At 65.9% G+C, this 17,588-nt stretch carries 14 protein-coding genes; 3 read left to right on the forward strand and 11 right to left on the reverse strand.

Annotation, left to right across the window (positions count from 1 at the left end; all coding sequences use genetic code 11):
- Window positions 1–391: 391 nt before the first annotated feature.
- The 3 genes from rpsA to polA all read right to left on the reverse strand — a co-directional run bounded on the left by rpsA (window position 392) and on the right by polA (window position 6,341).
- Complete coding sequence (gene rpsA / locus BLQ10_RS10805; protein WP_026537355.1) at window positions 392–1,867, reverse strand: 30S ribosomal protein S1; 1,476 nt, start codon at window positions 1,865–1,867, stop codon at window positions 392–394.
- A 258-nt stretch (window positions 1,868–2,125) separates the two neighbouring features.
- The gene (locus BLQ10_RS10810) at window positions 2,126–3,412 is read right to left on the reverse strand and encodes a GNAT family N-acetyltransferase (protein ID WP_091561723.1); all 1,287 of its coding nucleotides are present in this window, start codon (window positions 3,410–3,412) and stop codon (window positions 2,126–2,128) included.
- Between the two features lie 64 nt (window positions 3,413–3,476).
- The gene (polA, locus tag BLQ10_RS10815) at window positions 3,477–6,341 is read right to left on the reverse strand and encodes a DNA polymerase I (protein ID WP_091561727.1); all 2,865 of its coding nucleotides are present in this window, start codon (window positions 6,339–6,341) and stop codon (window positions 3,477–3,479) included.
- Between polA and BLQ10_RS10820 the strand changes: the two genes are divergently transcribed.
- On the forward strand, window positions 6,340–6,804 hold the full coding sequence (locus tag BLQ10_RS10820; protein WP_091561730.1) for a hotdog fold thioesterase: 465 nt from the start codon (window positions 6,340–6,342) through the stop codon (window positions 6,802–6,804). The two genes, polA and BLQ10_RS10820, sit on opposite strands and share 2 nt — an antisense overlap.
- A gap of 32 nt (window positions 6,805–6,836) precedes the next feature.
- Here the strand turns inward: BLQ10_RS10820 and BLQ10_RS10825 are convergent, their stop codons facing one another.
- The 6 genes from BLQ10_RS10825 to BLQ10_RS10850 all read right to left on the reverse strand — a co-directional run bounded on the left by BLQ10_RS10825 (window position 6,837) and on the right by BLQ10_RS10850 (window position 12,245).
- Complete coding sequence (locus tag BLQ10_RS10825) at window positions 6,837–7,385, reverse strand: dihydrofolate reductase family protein (protein WP_091561733.1); 549 nt, start codon at window positions 7,383–7,385, stop codon at window positions 6,837–6,839.
- Between the two features lie 86 nt (window positions 7,386–7,471).
- The gene (locus BLQ10_RS10830) at window positions 7,472–7,693 is read right to left on the reverse strand and encodes a hypothetical protein (RefSeq protein WP_091561734.1); all 222 of its coding nucleotides are present in this window, start codon (window positions 7,691–7,693) and stop codon (window positions 7,472–7,474) included.
- Window positions 7,690–8,895, reverse strand: coding sequence for an inorganic phosphate transporter (locus BLQ10_RS10835; protein WP_091561737.1), 1,206 nt, complete (start codon window positions 8,893–8,895; stop codon window positions 7,690–7,692). The genes BLQ10_RS10830 and BLQ10_RS10835 overlap by 4 nt, the downstream gene beginning before the upstream one ends.
- 339 nt (window positions 8,896–9,234) lie before the next feature.
- Window positions 9,235–9,921: a hypothetical protein gene (locus BLQ10_RS10840; protein ID WP_091561740.1), complete on the reverse strand. Its 687-nt coding sequence runs from the start codon at window positions 9,919–9,921 to the stop codon at window positions 9,235–9,237.
- 104 nt (window positions 9,922–10,025) lie between these two features.
- Window positions 10,026–10,895: a universal stress protein gene (locus BLQ10_RS10845; protein WP_091561743.1), complete on the reverse strand. Its 870-nt coding sequence runs from the start codon at window positions 10,893–10,895 to the stop codon at window positions 10,026–10,028.
- 33 nt (window positions 10,896–10,928) lie between these two features.
- Entirely contained in the window at window positions 10,929–12,245 is a 1,317-nt protein-coding gene (locus tag BLQ10_RS10850) for an erythromycin esterase family protein (protein WP_091561746.1), read from the reverse strand.
- A gap of 422 nt (window positions 12,246–12,667) precedes the next feature.
- On the opposite strand from BLQ10_RS10850, the gene BLQ10_RS10855 reads away from it, so the two are divergent.
- Window positions 12,668–15,016, forward strand: a complete 2,349-nt coding sequence (locus BLQ10_RS10855) for an FdhF/YdeP family oxidoreductase (RefSeq protein WP_091561748.1) — start codon at window positions 12,668–12,670, stop codon at window positions 15,014–15,016.
- Between the two features lie 126 nt (window positions 15,017–15,142).
- Here BLQ10_RS10855 and BLQ10_RS10860 read toward each other — a convergent pair whose 3' ends face one another.
- Both BLQ10_RS10860 and BLQ10_RS10865 read right to left on the reverse strand, forming a co-directional pair.
- The gene (locus tag BLQ10_RS10860; protein ID WP_091561751.1) at window positions 15,143–15,460 is read right to left on the reverse strand and encodes a DUF6457 domain-containing protein; all 318 of its coding nucleotides are present in this window, start codon (window positions 15,458–15,460) and stop codon (window positions 15,143–15,145) included.
- Window positions 15,461–15,553: 93 nt separating this feature from the next.
- Window positions 15,554–16,573: a LysR family transcriptional regulator gene (locus tag BLQ10_RS10865; RefSeq protein ID WP_091561752.1), complete on the reverse strand. Its 1,020-nt coding sequence runs from the start codon at window positions 16,571–16,573 to the stop codon at window positions 15,554–15,556.
- 132 nt (window positions 16,574–16,705) lie between these two features.
- Here BLQ10_RS10865 and BLQ10_RS10870 point away from each other — a divergent pair, with 132 nt between their 5' ends.
- Entirely contained in the window at window positions 16,706–17,584 is an 879-nt protein-coding gene (locus tag BLQ10_RS10870; RefSeq protein WP_091561755.1) for an FAD binding domain-containing protein, read from the forward strand.
- The last annotated feature ends 4 nt before the right edge of the window (window positions 17,585–17,588 follow it).

Genomic DNA, 17,588 nt, shown 5'->3' on the forward strand with positions numbered 1-17,588 from the left:
CGGCGACAAGGGTATGCCGCGGGCACCCAGCACTGGACATGTCCCGCGCCCAGGGCCAGGACCGGGCACAATCCACACATGCCCACGGGCCAGCTCCGAAAATGGGCATGTCCCCCGGGGTACGGTTCCAAAATTGGGCATGTCCGGAGGTGCGGGCAGCCGCGGGGCATGTCCGGTGGTGCGGGCAGCCGCGGGGCATGTCCGGTGGTGCGGGCAGCCGCGGGGCATGTCCGCACCAAGATCCGCACCACCATCCGCACAAAGAAAGGTGGCCGCCCCCGAGGGGACGGCCACCTTTCTTGTGCATCTTGGCCACCGCACAGTGACGGTGCGGCTTCAAGCTACAAACTGCCTGGCCTCAGGGAGCGGACTCCGTGAGGCTAACGGGCAATTAGTTGCCGGTCAGCTTCTCGCGCAGAGCGGCAAGAGCCTCGTCCGAAGCAAGCGTGCCTGCACCGGTCTCGGTTGCAGCCGGCTCGGAGGAGTAGCTGGTGGTGCCGGAATCGCTCTCGCCGGACGTTGCAGCTGCAGCGTCGTCGGCAGCGTGCTGGGCAACCTGCTTCTTGTGTGCTTCCCAGCGGGTCTGGGCGTCAGCGTACTGCTGCTCCCAGGCTGCGCGCTGGTTCTCGTAGCCTTCAAGCCACTCGTTGGACTCCGGGTCGAAGCCCTCCGGGTACTTGTAGTTGCCCTCTTCGTCGTACTCGGCGGCCATGCCGTAGAGTGCCGGATCGAATTCGGTGCTGTCGGCGTCGACGCCCTCGTTGGCCTGCTTGAGGGAGAGCGAGATGCGGCGGCGCTCGAGGTCGATGTCGATGACCTTGACGAACAGCTCATCCCCCACGGAGACAACCTGCTCGGCCAGCTCAACGTGGCGCACGGCGAGCTCGGAGATGTGGACCAGGCCTTCGATGCCGTCTTCGACGCGAACGAACGCACCGAACGGAACCAGCTTGGTGACCTTACCCGGAACAACCTGGCCCAGGGCGTGGGTGCGGGCGAAGGTCTGCCACGGATCTTCCTGCGTAGCCTTGAGCGACAGGGAGACGCGCTCGCGGTCCAGGTCGACCTCGAGAACCTCGACGGTGACTTCCTGGCCAACTTCGACAACCTCGGACGGGTGGTCGATGTGCTTCCAGGACAGCTCGGAAACGTGAACCAGGCCGTCTACGCCGCCCAGGTCCACGAAGGCACCGAAGTTGACGATGGAGGAAACAACGCCGGGACGAACCTGGCCCTTTTCCAGCTTGTTGAGGAACGTGGAGCGGACCTCGGACTGGGTCTGCTCGAGCCATGCACGGCGGGAAAGAACAACGTTGTTGCGGTTCTTGTCCAGCTCGATGATCTTGGCTTCGATCTGCTGACCGATGTACGGAGCGAGGTCGCGCACACGGCGCATCTCGACGAGGGATGCGGGCAGGAAGCCGCGCAGACCGATGTCGAGGATAAGACCACCCTTGACAACCTCGATGACGGTACCGGTGACAACACCGTCTTCTTCCTTGACCTTCTCGATGTCGCCCCAGGCACGCTCGTACTGAGCACGCTTCTTGGAGAGGATCAGGCGGCCTTCTTTGTCTTCCTTGGTGAGCACCAGGGCTTCGACCTGATCGCCAACGGAAACGACGTCTCCGGGGTCAACGTCGTGCTTGATGGAAAGCTCGCGGGAGGGAATGACACCTTCGGTCTTGTAACCGATGTCGAGCAGAACTTCGTCGCGGTCGACCTTGACGACGGTACCTTCGACGAGGTCTCCGTCGTTGAAGTACTTGATGGTGGCGTCGACGGCTGCGAGGAAGTCCTCAGCGGTACCGATGTCGTTAATGGCGACTACGGGGGTACCGGGCTTCTCGGTGGAGGTGATGGTCATGTAGTAGGGGCTCCGTTGTGGATAGTTAGTCGGTCAGGCAAACCGCTTCGCCGGCATTATGGAATGCAGGCCAAGAACACGGCTTCACAGCATGTGATCCGCCGGGTCATCCTGATTTTGTGGATTGTAGATGCACGCACGTAGTGCACGCCCGTTTAGTCTAGTCGTTTCCGCGAACGCCGGTCAAAGCGCGCGGGGCCGGTCGCGCCCCGACCGCCGACGCCGTCAGTGGCACCTGCAGTGCCGCAGGGCGGAGGCCTAGAAGTGCGTGAGGCAGTGCGGTGGGCGTTCGACGGCGAACATGAGCCGCGCTGTCAGCGCCGCCCCGGCCGTGTGCTCGGTGATCCGGCCGGCGGCTTTCAGGGTCACAGGGCAGACGGCCCCCAGGTAGATGGAGCCGAGATCCGCGACATCCAGCGACAGGTCCGGCTCAGCCTCCGGAGTAGACGTCACCGTTGCCTCGCCCCCGCTGACCGTGAGGGCGAAGGTGCCGGCCGCGAAACCGAGACTGTCGCGTACGGCAAGAACGAGGGTCCCCTCGGACGAGTAGCGGCGGGCCCCCAGCACCCGGGCCGGGTCCAGGACGCGCAGCCACAGCATGTCCCGGTGTTCCGAGGACTCGACGCAGCGTGGGTCCTCCAGCGCCCAGGTCAGGGGGTCGTCCACCGGCGCGTCCTGCCAGCTGATCCGATCCACGAGGTCGATGCTGCCGAGGAACTGCCACAGTTCCAGGTATGCGGCGTCAGTCGCCGCCACGAGGTCCAGGATCTCCATGGTGTACGGCTTGGTGTCCCACCCGGCGAACTTATAGGAGACGTACCCGTCCACGGTGCCCGTGGCGTCGTAGTGCAGGGCGCATCGGATTGCCTCGTCCTCGCCGCCGTCACGGCCGAGCATGCCCGAGGACCGCAGCCGGTACGCCTCCTGCCGCGAGATCGATCCGGGCATGGAGCCGTGGACCCGTCCGAAGACCTCGGGGGCCAGTTCCAGCAGGACTTTGCGGTCGGCAATCTCCACGGAGCCGACGGGCACATGGCGTAGGCGGAAGCGCGGCCCGGTGTCGACCTTCACGCTGCGTTCGAAGGTGGCCACACCGTAGCCGAACCGGCCGTAGATTGAGGCCTCCGAGGCAGTGAGTGCCGCCAGCGCGACGCCGTCCGCCTTCGCCGCGGCAAGGTCCTCGGTCATCATCCGCCGGAGCAGTCCCTGCCGGCGGTGGGTCCCGCGCACAGTGACGGCCGTGACGAGCTGGGCTTCCAGCTGCCGGCCGTAGCCGATGTTGAGGTCCTTGCGCAGGGTGGCGAATGTCGCCACCGGGACGTCGGCCGCCAGCGAGTGGGTAGCGACGCCGTCGGCCTGGTAGACGCCGGTCATCTCACGGTTGTCCACGAGATACATGGCCATGATCTTGTCCACGAAGTCGTCTTTTCGCGGCTCGTCATAGAAGCCGATCCCGACCCCCCGCAGCCACGCGGTACCCTGCGCGTAGTCCGCCGAGTCTTTTTCGACCGCGCGGAACCGCCTGAGCTCGTACTTATCTGCCACGCGCTTCTCCCCCTGAGAATCCTGCGAATCCTGAGGTCCCGGCGGCGCCGGAACCGGTAAACCGTTAGTGCCCCGCCTCGTACCAGCTGGAGCCGATGCCGATCTGGACGTCCAGCGGAACGCTGAGGTCCGCGGCCGAGCCCATCTGCTCGGTCACGAGCTTCTCGACGGCCTCGCGCTCGCCCGTGGCGACCTCGAGGACAAGTTCATCATGGACCTGCAGCAACATGCGCGATTTGAGGCCCTGTGCCGCCAGTTCGGCCTGCACTCCCAGCATGGCGCGCTTGATGATGTCAGCCGCCGATCCCTGGATGGGCGAGTTCAGCGCAATGCGCTCAGCGTTCTCACGCAGCTGCCGGTCGGTGCTGGTCAGGTCCGGGAGGTAACGCCGGCGCCCCTCGATGGTGGCCGTGTAGCCGTCGATCCGGGCCTGGTCCACCACACCGCGGAGGTAGTCGCGGACGGCGCCGAACCGGTCGAAGTAGTCCTTCATGAGGGTCCGTGCCTCGTCAACGGAGATCTCCAGCTGCTTGGACAGGCCGAACGAGGTCAGGCCGTACGCGAGGCCATAGGACATCGCCTTGACCTTGGAGCGCATGGCACTGGTCACCTGGTCAGTGGGCACATGGAAGATGTTGGAGCCCACAAACCGGTGGAGGTCTTCGCCGTCCTTGTAGGCCTGGATAAGTCCGGCGTCCCCCGAGAGGTGTGCCATGATGCGCATTTCGATCTGCGAGTAGTCCGCGGAAAGCAGGCACTCGTAGCCCTCGCTGACCACAAAGATGCCGCGGACGCGCCGGCCTTCCTCGCTGCGAATGGGGATGTTCTGGAGGTTGGGGTTGTTGGAGGAGATCCGGCCCGTGGCTGCGACGTTCTGCGCGTAGGTGGTGTGGATCCGGCCGTCTTCCGTGACGGACTTCTTCAGCGACTCCAGCATCTGGCGCAGCTTCGACGACTCGCGGTGCGCCATCAGCTGGACCAGGAATTCGTGCCCGGTCTTTTCCAGCAGGTTCTTGAGCGAGGCGGCGTCGGTGGTGTAGCCGGACTTGATCTTCTTGGTTTTCGGCAGCTGGAGTTCATCGAACAGCACGGTCTGGAGCTGCTTCGGCGAACCAAGGTTGACCTCGTGGCCGATCGCGGCGAAGGCCAGCTCCTGGGCGTTCTCGATCACCTTGGCGAGATCCGATAGCTGCTCGTCCATGCGAGGCATATCGATGGCGATTCCCGCGAGTTCCATTTCGGCCAGCACCCGGCTGACAGGCAGTTCAAGGGTGGTCAGCAGGTCCTGGGCCTTGCGTTCCTTCAGTTCTGATTCGAAGTAGCGGCTCAGGGCCTGGACGACGGCGGCCACGTGGACCAGCGCGCCGGCAGCGGCGGCGTCGTCGCCGTCGAACGCCAGCTCCAGCTGGCCTTCCCTGGCGGCCTCGGGGGAAACCGCGATGTTGAGGTGATGCTGCGCCAGCTCCGCGAGCTCGTAGCTGCGGCGGTCGGGCTGGATGAGGTAGCCGGAGATGGCGGTGTCATCCACCACGCCCTCCAGTTCCAAGCCGCGGGTGGTCAGGGCCTTCAGGGCAGCCTTGAACCCGTGCATGACCTTCAGTGATTGGGCGTCACGCAGCCACGCGGCCAAAACGTTTTCGGCGGCGGCGTCCTGGCTGGCCAGATCGATATAAACAGCGGCGTCGTCGCGGACGATCGCCACCGCGGCGGCGTCCTCGCCGATCCGGCCGGGCACAAGATCGACCGCCACAGCGGAGGGCTTACCGGCTCCGCCCGCGAGGAAAGCGCCGAGCTCGGCTGCGTCCGCGGGGATCACGAAGTCCGGGATTTCGAGGCTTTCCCGCTCGGCTTCCGTAACTTCACTGCCGTAGAGGGCAAAGAGCCGGGTGCGGATGGTTTTGAATTCGAGGGCGTCGAACAGTTCCTCAAGGGCGGCCTGGTCCGGCCGTGGGTCCGCGAGCTCGTCCAGTGTGACGGGCAGGTCGAGATCGGTGTGAAGCCTGTTGAGCCGCCGGTTGCGCTTGACGTCCTCAACATATTCGCGGAGGGAGTCCCCCACTTTTCCACCGATCGCGTCGAGGTTCTCCAGGACCCCCTCAAGACCGCCGTAGAGGTTGATCCATTTGGCTGCCGTCTTGGGCCCGACGCCGGGAACGCCGGGGAGGTTGTCCGCGGACTCCCCCACCAGGGCGGCGAGGTCCGAATACTGGGCGGGGCTGACGAAATACTTCTCCTGGATGGCGTCCGCGTCCATCCGGGGAATATCGCTGACGCCCTTCCTGGGGTACAGCACAAAAACGTTGTCCGTGATGAGCTGGAAGGCATCGCGGTCGCCGGAGACCAGCAGCACCTCGTAACCTGCCTTTTCCCCCATGGCGGCGAGAGTGGCCAAAATGTCGTCAGCTTCCCAGCCGGGCATCTTGATGGTCTTGATGCCCCACGCGCCCATGACCTTGTCGATGAGGTCGATCTGACCGCTCATTTCCCGGGGCGTCTCATTGCGTCCGCCCTTGTACTCGCTGTACTCGGCCTTGCGGTGGGTCGTGTCATCTGAGACGTCGAAGGCCACGGCCACGTGGGTGGGCTTTTGCTCCTTGATCAGGTTGATCAGCATGGATGTGAAGCCGTGGATTGCGTTCGTGTGCTGCCCCGTGGCGGTGGAGAACTTGTCCGCGGGCAGGGCGAAGAACGCCCGGAACGCCATGGAGTGTCCGTCCAGCACGAGTAATCGCGGCTGCTCCGTGATGGGAATCACAGGGGCCTCGGTGGCAGAAACCGACCCCGCGGCCCGGCTGGACTTTCCGGCGGACTTGGCCGCAAGCCCTGATTCCGGCCCAGTTGCCGGGAGAAGGTCTGCTGCAGTGTCTGCCGAAAGGGGGGCAATGGCCGGTTTGGTAGTTTCGCTCACAGGTGCCAGCCTAGTTCCCATGATGGACAATTTCACGCCCGGCCCGTACGCGGCCGAGCTCGCGGCGGCCGGGGTTCCCGAGGAGATGCACGATTGGCTGGGCCAGTACGGCGTCGGAGCCCTCGTGGTGAAGATGGGGATCCGCTTCCTTGAAATGAGCCCGGAACGCACTGTGGCCACCATGCCGGTAGAGGGAAACACCCAGGTGGCCGGCATCCTGCACGGCGGTGCCCACGTGGTCCTGGCCGAAACCCTGGGTTCGTTCGCGGCGGGCATGCACGCGGGCCCAAACCGGCAGGCGCTGGGGATCGAGGTCGGGGCGACGCACCACCGGGCGATCTCCGAGGGCACCGTCACCGGCACCTGCACGGCCATCCATCTCGGCCGGACCCTCGCCACCCACGAGATCGTGATGACCGACGAGCACGGCCGCCGGCTCTCCACCGCCCGGATCACGAACCTTATCCGCGATATCGCGCGCTAGGAGATCGCTCCGCCAGGGGGTACCGGATCCGGCTACGTCCGGGCCGGGAAGCGGTACCGCAGCTCCACGATGCCCCGGCCCAAGGTGCGGGAAGACGTCAACTCCAGCGGCGGCGTCGGGCCTGTCATGGGCAGCAACGGCTTGCCGCTGCCCAAAACCACAGGAATGACCGAGACGATCAGTTCGTCCAGCAGGCCGGCGTCCGCGAACTGCGCCGCGAGAATGCCCCCGCCGACAACCCAGATATTCCGGCCCCGGGCATCGTCCTTGAGGTCGTCCACAAACTCGCCGACGGCCCCGCGCACGAACGTGACATTGGCGCCCTTGGGGGCGGAGTGTTCGTGGTGAGTGAAGACCCAACAGGGCGTGCCCGAATAGGGCCATGTATCTGGTTCGTGGTCCCGAAGCCAGGCGTAGGTCTCGCCGCCCATAACGATGCAGCCGACGTCGGCGATGAACGCGTCGTAGCTGTCCTGTCCGCCGTCAAATCCGTCGAACTGGAGCAGCCAAGCCAGGTTGTCCTTGTCAGTGGCGATATACCCGTCGAGTGAGGAGGCCACGAAGTACTGGAAGCTCACCATGGCCCCAGCCTAGCCAATGCCGCGCCCGGTTCCCATCCCCCGGACGCACGCCCGTACGGACAGCCGAACTGCGTGCGGACGACGGCCTAGTTGTGGAAGTAGGGAATGATCAGGTACAGCCCGAAGAGGATGGCGAAGCCGCACACGGCGAAGCACGTGTAAGCGAGCGGCCGGGTCCAGGACGCCGGGGAGTTCCGGATGTCTCCAGCGATGGCCGTGAGGCGAACACCGAAGGCGTAGAGAACGACGACCGTCACTGCGGACAAGAGTGTGGCACCGGCCACGCTCAACAGTTCCAACCATTTCATCGCTTGGCACTCCCGTTTTTGATCGCCTTGGCGGCGGACTTCTTCTTGCGGAACTGCACGGCCTGGCCGACTTCCTCAATCTGGACGGCATTGTTGTGGCCGACGTGGGATTTCCGTGAATGGACGAACATGTAGGCCACCGCGGCGGTGCCGGCGACGGCCGCGATGACGACACCGGCCACGCCGGTCTGCACGAGCAGAGCAGTCAGTGCGCCCACAATTCCGGCCGCCGGGAGCGTGAAGAGCCAGCCGAGGGCAATCCGGCCAGCCATTCCCCACCGGACGGTAGTGCCGCGGCGTCCCATCCCCGAGCCGATGACCGAGCCGGAGGCCACCTGGGTGGTGGAGAGGGCGAAGCCCAGGTGCGACGAGGCCAGGATGGCGGAGGCGGTGCTGGTCTCGGCGGCGAATCCTTGGGCGGGCTTGACTTCGGTGAGGCCTGCGCCCATGGTGCGGATGATCCTCCAGCCGCCGGCGTAGGTGCCTACCGCAATGGCCAGGGCACAGGCGGTGATGACCCACCACTGCGGGCCGGAGCCAGCGGGCTGGGTGCCGGCGGAGATCAGGACCAGGGTAATGATGCCCATGGTCTTCTGGGCGTCGTTGGTACCGTGCGCCAGTGCCACGAGGCTGGACGTGAAGACTTGACCGGTCCGGAATCCGCCGCGCTTCTGGGTCAGCTTATCCCCGGTTTCCGGATCATGGCGGGACGTCAGGGCGTAGGCCAGCCGCGTGCACAGGTAGGCCACGCCGCCGGCGATGACCGGGGCGAAGACCGCGGGAAGGATGACCTTCTGCAGGATCGACTCGAAATTGACCGAGTGGATGCCGATGCCGGCGATCGCGGCGCCGATCAGGCCGCCGAAGAGGGCATGGGAGGAACTCGACGGCAGGCCCTTGAGCCAGGTGATCATGTTCCAGAGAATGGCGCCCATGAGACCGGCGAAGATGATGTCCGGGGTGATCTGGACACCGTCTGCGCCTTCCTTGATGATGCCGCCGGAGACGGTCTTGGCTACTTCCGTGGAAAGGAACGCGCCCACGAGGTTCAGCACCGCCGCGAGGGCGACAGCTGTTTTCGGTTTGATGGCGCCGGTCGCGATGGGCGTAGCCATGGCGTTCGCGGTGTCATGAAATCCGTTCGTGAAGTCGAAGAACAGCGCCAGCGATATCACTAGCGCCACCATTACGGTGATTTCCACCTGTTGCCCAATCTGAAGTGTTCACGGTCGGCAGTTCCACGTCCCCGTTGCTGCATGGCCACGACTTCTATTCGATGCTTGATCAGATGAATTCGGTGGCGCTAACGCAGCTTGAAACCTAATCGATGGTACGTGGGATTGACGGCAGGGCAAAACATGCCAGAAGACCCTAAACTGGCGGCCGCCGGTCGGGGCTGGCAAACGAGGTCGCGGCCGCGATCAAGGTCACAGGAAACCAGGCCAGTGGACCCGGTTTGCGAGAACCAGGCGGGAGCTTGGTCCACGGTCTCGGCGTTGCCGACCGAGGGCTCTCGGGTTTCGCTGCCGGCAGTGATCCGCTTAGACCGTCCGGCGGACGTCCGGCGCCGGACCGGCCTCGAGCATGGAAGCGATCCTGTCCTCCAGTGCGGCGAGCGAAGCCTCCGGCAGCACGATGAGCCCGTCGAGTTCCCGGCGGGCGCGCCTGTACGCCGTCTGGCGTTCGGCGGGCGTCGCGGCGGCGTCCGATGCGATCCGCAGGAGCTTGCGGGCAGTCTCCAGCCGCTGGCGTTCCGGCCCAGTGAACTTGCTGTCCCTGATCCGCTTGGCTTCACGTTCGGCGACGTCGAATGCGAGTTCAAAACTGGTCACGGCTGCCCGGTACTCCGCCAGCCTTGCGGCGGTTCTGACTTCTCCGGGGGCGGCGGGGCGCAGCCCGTCGGCCTCACGCTTGGCCCGCAGGAAAGCCACGGTGAGGGGCTCGCGGACATCCGTCATGACCGGAAAGTCGATCAGCTTCCCCACGTCGAGTTCGTAGTCCAGCCAACGCCTGTTGACGGCGTCGTGCGCCTTCATCAGGGCCAGCACATCGGCTTGGCTGGCCTGTTCGGCCTGTGCCGCCTGGTTCTTGAGCGTGTAGAGCTCCACGCGGCGACGGTGCCGGCGTTCAGCGGCTTTGGACCAGGACCGCGCCCACCCGCCGGCCAGTCCGCTTAGCGGAAAGACGAGCCACCAAAAGTGAGTGACGAAATTGAAGAAGGGGTCCACGGCTTCATCCTCCCATCCGCTGGCGGCGGCGAAAAGCCCCCTCCTCGGACGAGAGCGTCCTGCCCGCCCAGGCCGGTCCGGGACAACGTATTCCCTGCCCTTTGTCAGCCCCCGTGCTTGACCTTGTGCACCCGCGTGACGACGGTGGGGCACGGCACGTTCAGCAGAACGGCGTGCGCCGTGGAGCCGAGCACCGTCCGGGAGAACCCGCCGCGTCCGCGGCTTCCGATCACCAGCAGCCTGGCTCCGGCGGCGATATTCACGAGGGCCTTCGCCGGTTCCGTGTTCGTCTCAAGGCGCTGATCGACCACCAGGTCGGGGTATTTGTCGCCGAGGCCGGCCACCGACTCGGCGAGCACTATCCGGTCCTCTTCGACCATGCTCTCGGCGAGGCCGCTGGTGGGCAACTGTTTCTCGACCCACCGAGCCGGGGTCTTGAACGCGAGGACCACGGTCAGCTCGTCTCCGCCCAGATCGGCTTCCGCGGCCGCAAATGCGACGGCCTGCAGCGACTCCTCGGAACCGTCCACGCCGACCACCACGCCCCCGCCCCCCGTTCCCTGTTTCACCGGTATGACAGCTACCGGGCATTCCGAGGCTGAGACGACCTGCAGGGCACGGTCCGTCATGGGACCGCCGTCCAGCCAACGCTTGTCATGGCCGCCAACCACGATCATGGTTGCCTCCTTGGACACCTCCCGCAGCACCGAGCCTCCGCTGGCATGACGAAGCTGGATATCCACCTCGACATCCGGGGCCTGCCCGCTGGCGCTCGCCTGGGCTTGCTGAAGCAGTTCCATCCCCGATTCCCGGATGATCTCGTGGTACTGGAAATCCGGAGACATCCAACGGTCGTCCACCGCGTGGACGACGATGACCGGAAGCTTGTCGCGGGCGGCCCGCCCTAGTGCCCAGGTCAGTGCGGCGTCGCTGCCCGCAGACCCGTTGAAACCGACGACGATTGCCTTGCTCATCCTGAATCCTGCTTCCTTGGAATCCACACCGGCCTAGAATCCGGTGGGCTCGGTCTCGAACTCCGGTTCCCGGGGCGGCCCCTCATGGTGCACCGGACGCAGTGCAGCGGTGTGTTCAAGCCAGATGAGGGCATCGTAGCGCTCCCCCATCCGGGTCGGAACGTAGTTTCCGGCTTCCCTCTCGGGGTGGTAGACGACGCCGATCGCCCGGTGCCCCAGCCATGTCGAAAGCCATGGCCCGGTCCGGTCGTCGCCGAACTCCAGCACGGAGGGCACCCCGAGGGCCTGATGCAGGAAATCTTCGTGGCTGCCCGGACGGGCTTCCGGCACCGTCAGGATGCGCTCGGGGCGGCCCCACCCGTCGGAGGCGATCACGGAGCCGCGGTGGGCTGCGAAACCGACCAGCAACACCCCTTCGCCCGCGTGACGTTCGCGCAGCAGCTGGCCGACGTTGACCAGGCCGTCCTGCGCCATGTCGGTGGCCCGGGCATCCCCGATGTGCGTGTTGTGTTCCCAGATGAGGCCTTTCGATGCCGGCCCGAGGTGCCTGCTGACCCGGTCGATGGTGTCCGCCATATGGTGGTCGCGAACGTTCCAGGACTGCCGGTCCCCGCGGACCATGATGCGGTAGTAGTGCTCGGCGTTGGCCGCGACTTCGGCGTTCTGCACGGCGTCGAAAGCGTCCTCCTCGTGCGGGCCGGGGCTGAAGACCCGGTTCCTGACCTCGGTCAGGAGGGCCACGACGTCGGGCTCGCAGGACTGCGGCACCAGCCGCGTGCTCCAGCCGTACTGGTGCGGGTCCTCGTGGTGGGGCAGGAAGCACTGCCAGGCACGCTCGGCCGCGGGCACGGCGTCGGGTACGTTCTCCTGCAGCCAGCCGATGATTTCGCGCAGCGAATCCCAGAGCGAGTAGACATCCAGTCCGTAGAAACCGACTCGCTTGTCCAGTGGCCGGCCTGCGTTCCAGCCGCGCAGCCAGTCTAGGAACGCCGCGACTTCCTCGTTCGCCCACATCCAGGTCGGCCAGCGTTCGAAGCCGGCCAGCAGCGCGTGGACACCCTGGTCCTTCCCCTCCTGGCCGCGGACCCAGCGGTTGATGCGCCAGCAGTCGGGCCAGTCTCCTTCCACCCCAATCCAGTTGTAGCCTTCCTCCGCGATGAGCCGCCTGCTGAGGGTGTCGCGCCAGGTGTAGAACTCGTGAGTGCCGTGGGACGCCTCGCCAATGGCTACGAACCGGCAGTCGGCAGCGCGCCGTACGAGGCCATTGAGATCGCGATCGGTTTTCAGAGGCCGGGCGAGATCGTGGATCTCCTTCAGTACGGTGGTCCGGGTGACGGCGTCGGAGTTCATCGCAGGTCCTCGATGTCGATCGTCTCGGTGTCGGAGGCACCAAGGAACTTCAGGCTCGGCTGCTGGTGCTTCATGGCGCTCCCGTGGACCTTTTACATTGCGCAAACCGGTGAACAGCGCGGGCCAGTGGAATGCGCGGACCTGCGGCTCGCGGTGTACGCCCCAGCCTCCGCTCGGGCCTGCCGGGTGCCAAGGGCCAAAAGTCACCTCCGGGCACGCACCGCCCGCCGCCACTGCGGCGCCACACTCGTGGCCGGCCGGTAGCGTTCCCCTTGCTCCGGCCCGGCCACTGGTGCGGTCAGCGCACTGACCCAGCCAATTGCTTGCGGCGCCCCGATCTAGCTGATAGGCCTGACTGTAGGGTGCATAGAGGCACATCAGCGCCGACCTGTCCGGGCGGCGGTTGCAGAAGGGAAGTTCACGTGACTCGCAAGACTCCTCGCGTTGAGGAACCGTCCGAGAAAGATCTTGTTGTTGAGAACGGGCCGAAGAGCTGGGCCGCCGGAGTCCCGGGCGTGTACCACTCCATGGAGCCGGCTCTCAAGCACATGGGTCTGAATCGGACCCGCAAGACTGTCATGGCCATGAACCAGAAGGACGGCTTCGACTGCCCGAGCTGCGCGTGGCCGGACCCGCACCACCGCAAGGCGTTCGAGTTCTGCGAGAACGGGGCGAAGGCCGTCACGTGGGAAGCGACCCCGGTGGTGATTCCCGGAAATTTCTGGGCCGAGCATCCCGTCAGCGAACTGCGCAGCCGCTCCGAGTACTGGCTCGGCATGCAGGGCAGGCTCACGGAGCCGGTCTACAAGCCCGCCGGCGAGGACCACTACAAGCCGGTCAGCTGGGACGAAGCGCTCCGGCTTGTCGCCGACAAGCTCAAGGGGCTGGACTCCCCCGACCACGCGGCGTTCTACACGAGCGGCCGCACGTCGAACGAGGCGGCCTTCCTGTACCAGCTGATGGTCCGCGGCTACGGCACCAACAACCTGCCTGACTGCTCCAACATGTGCCACGAATCCTCGGGCTGGGCCATGGGCCAGACCATCGGCATCGGCAAGGCGACCGTCAGCTTCGATGACTACGCCAACGCGGACCTGATCATTATCATGGGCCAGAATCCGGGCACCAACCACCCCCGGATGATGACAGAACTCGAGAACTGCAAGCACAACGGCGGCGAGATCGTGGCCGTCAATCCCCTTCCCGAGGCCGGCCTGCGGCGGTACAAGAATCCGCAGCAGGTCAATGGCGTCATCGGTCACGGCGTCCAGATCGCGGACCAGTTCCTGCAGATCCGGATCGGCGGGGACATGGCGCTGCTGCAGGCCGTGTCCAAGCGGGTGCTCGACGCCGAGGCCAAGAACCCCGGGACTGTCCTGGACCACGCCTTCCTGGCCGAACACTGCGAAGGACTCGAGGAGCTCAAGGAGCACCTGTCCCGACTGGATGAGCGCACCGTGCTCGAAGCCACGGGCCTGCGCAGCGAGGACATCGATGAACTCGCCGCCCGCTACCTCAAGGCCGAGAAAGTCATCATCACCTGGGCCATGGGCATCACGCAGCAGAGGAAGGGTGTCGCCACCATTAAGGAGATGATCAATCTCCTGCTGCTGCGCGGCAACATCGGCAAGCCGGGCGCCGGCGCCTCCCCCATCCGCGGGCACAGCAATGTCCAGGGCGACCGCACCATGGGCATCTGGGAGCAGATGCCGCAGTCCTTCATGGAGGCCCTCGGTGAGGAGTTCAACTTCGAGCCGCCCCGCGAGCACGGCGCGGACGCCGTCGAGACTATCAACAAGATGCGCGCGGGCGAGATCAAGGTTTTCGTCGCCCTGGGCGGCAACCTTGTGGCGGCCATCTCGGACACGAATGCCGCCGTGGCTGCCATGGAGAACACGGAGATGACGGTCCAGATTTCGACCAAGCTGAACCGCTCGCATACTGTGACGGGCCGCGAGGCGCTGATCCTCCCCACGATGGGCCGGACCGAGATCGATATCCAGGAATCCGGTCCCCAGTTCGTTTCCGTGGAAGACACCGTCTGCGCCGTGCACCCGTCCTGGGGCAGCGTCGAGCCGGTGTCCCATCATCTGCTCTCGGAGCCGGCCATCGTGAGCCGGCTGGGCAAACTCCTGGTCGGCAACAAGATCAAGGCCGACTGGGACGGCTTTGAGAAGAACTACGACCTCATCCGCGATCACATTTCGCGGGTCGTGGGCGGCTGCAAGGACTACAACCAACGGATCCGGCAAGAAGGCGGGTTTGTCCTCGCCAATGGTCCCCGCGACTCCCGCACCTTCCCCACGCCCACCGGCAAGGCCGTGCTGACCGTCAATTATCTCGAACTTGTCGAGCGGCCGGAGGGAACCCTGATCCTGCAGAGCATGCGCTCCCACGACCAGTTCAACACCACCATCTACTCGCACAACGACCGCTACCGGGGCATCAAGAAGGGCCGGCATGTGGTGTTCGTGAACCCTGACGACCTCGCCGAACTCGCCCTTGCGGACGGGCAGTACGTGGACATCCGCGGCGTGCACGACGACGGCGAGGAACGCATGGTGCGCAAGTTCCGGGTGGTGTCGTATCCCACGGCACGCGGCTGCGCGGCCGCCTACTATCCAGAGGCGAACGTGCTTGTGCCGCTGAACCACACGGCCGAGGGCAGCAACACGCCGGTCTCGAAGGCGGTCATTGTCCGGCTCGAGCCGAGCCTGGACCAGACGCCCGAGGGCGCGGAAACCGTCCATGCCGCGGTGGCGTCACCCTAGGCACAGCCCAGCGCGGGCCGGGGCCACGGGACATGCCCAACCCCGGCCCCGGCGACTGGACATAACACCAACATGTCCATCGCTGAGCCCCACCGTGGAGCATGTCCCGTGCTGCCCGGGCGGGCGCTACTGGGCCCTCTTGGCCCAGCCTTCCTCGTCCGGGCCACCGGACTCGCCATGCTCGCAGAGCTCAATGACTTTGTTCGACGCGGCGTGCACCGCTTCCTGTGTGCTCTTGCGGCCGTTGGTGGACGCCGTACCCGCCGCGTACCCCACAATGAACGCGCTGATGGCGTCCGCGTGCGGCCCGACGGCTTTGACGGATTCGTCCGCGACCTGGACGATCTTTTCGTGGTCGACTTCAAGGTCGAGGATCTGCAGTGCCTGAATCAGCCGGCTGCTCCAATGCCTCAGCGAGCTGTCTTCGTCTCGGGACAACGTCATTGCTACTCCTTCTCGCAGGGTGAATGGATCGTCTAACCCTCAAGGGGTAGCACCCGCCCCGGCGTTGTGCAACGCGACACAGCGACAGGTGCCTCAGCTCCAGAGCGCCACGTGGAACTTGGACCCCCGCCGTTCCAGCCCCCGCGAACCGCCGGGAGCGACCATGGCAGCGGTGGCATCGGCAGTGGTGGCAAACCTTTGGAGGGTCCGCGCCATGGTGGTGGCCCGGCGGCGGTCCAGGGTGCTGGCCCACCAAAGCCCGGCGATCGGCGTTCCGGCCACCGGCACACGGACCAGGGCGCCGCTGCGTATTTCAGACCGGACAATGTGCCCGAGCGCCATCATTGTCCCTTCACCCGCCCTGACGGCGGCGAGGGCCTCCGTTTCGCTGCTGAGCCGGACGATCTCCGGCGCCACCCCTCGGGAAACCAGCCAGCGGCCCTCTTCGCTGGCCGCCTGAATGCCTGCGGGGCCGGCAAACCACGGCCTGCTCAGCAGCTCAGCCAGCGCCACCGGCCCGTGGAGCGAGGCAAGGGGATGGCCGGCGGCCGCCACGACCACCCGCTGGTACCGCAGGAAAGCGACGGAATCGAGGCCGACGTCGGCAGTCCCGTTGGGGTACCCGCCGGTGGGGTACGCGCCGTTGAGAACGGATCCGTTGGGGGCGGCGGGCTTGGCTCCCAACGCAATGTCATAGACACGCTCCAGCATCAGCGCTGCAATATTCTCCGCGTCCTCCACGACCACATCGACGGAGGCGCCGGAAACCCTGCGGGTGAAAAGGTCCAGCAGGCGCCCGGCCGCGTGCTCGGCAAACGGCGCCGTCGCCACGATTTTCAGGCGCCCGGTCTCGGTCTGGGCATGCGCCACCTCCCACCGGGCCTGGTCCGCCAGTCCAACGATGTCCTGGGCGTGTTCGGCGAGGGCACGGCCGCCAGGGGTCAGCGCAATCCCGCCGCGGGCGCGCACGAAGAGCGGGTCGCCCAGATCCTGCCTGAGCGCGGCAAGCGCCGTCGAAACGGCCGGTTCGCTGACTCCGAGGTGGACTGCAGCTGCGTGAAGAGAGCCCAGCTTGGCCACCAGGGCGAACGTCCGCAACTGTCCCAATGTCATCGCCACGGCTTCATAACCTTTCGCTTATGACGATATTGACAGCCCACTGAGGCCGGGGCAAGACTGACCTCAATCCGGCGCTACGCAGCCGCTGCACCCCGCCGCCGGCCCGTTCGGAGTGAGGTAGGGACTATGCAGATTCCGGCTCCATTTGACTATGTGCGCGCCACTACCGTGGACAATGCCCTGGAACTCCTCGCCCGCTACGGCCCCGAATCCCGGGTGGTGGCGGGCGGCCACAGCCTCCTGCCGATGATGAAGCTTCGCCTCTCCCGGCCCGAATGGCTGATCGACATCAATGACCTCTACGAGCTCGATTTCATCCTCCGTGACGGCAACAAGCTAAGGGTCGGCGCCATGACACGCCACACCACCTTGCTGGAGTCGGATGAGGTCGCCGCGCTGTTCCCCATAGTGCGGGACGCCGAATTGGTGATCGCGGACCCCGTGGTGCGCAACCGCGGCACGATCGGCGGCTCGCTCTGCCAGGCCGACCCCGCCGAGGACCTCTCCACCGTTTGTGATGTCCTGGCCGCCGAGGCAGTGATCCGCGGGCCACGCGGCGAGCGCATTCTGTCCATGTCCGAGTTCCACCGCGGACCTTATGAAACCGCGGTCGGGCAGGATGAACTGCTCTGCGAACTCAGGTTCGGCATCCGCCCCCGCTCGGGCAGCGCCTATGAAAAGGTCGAACGCCGGGTCGGGGACTGGGCAGTCGGTGCCGCTGGCGCGGCAGTCACCCTCGCCGCGGACGGGACCGTCGACGACGCCGCCGTCGGACTCACGGCGCTGGGCCTTGACCACCCGCTGGCCGAGGCCGCCGCCGTGCTCCGGGGCAGGCGTCCAGACGAGGAGCTGTTCGCGCGGGCCGGCACACTGGCAGCGGCGGCCTGCGATCCGGTGGCGGACCAGCGCGGCCCGGTCGACTATAAGCGGCATCTCGCCGATGAGCTCACCAAAAGGGCGCTGCGGCGGGCCTGTGACCGCGCCGCCCAGATGCAGGAAGGCTGAAGCC

This window comes from Arthrobacter sp. ok362, assembly GCF_900102785.1.
Taxonomy (GTDB): Bacteria; Actinomycetota; Actinomycetes; order Actinomycetales; family Micrococcaceae; genus Arthrobacter.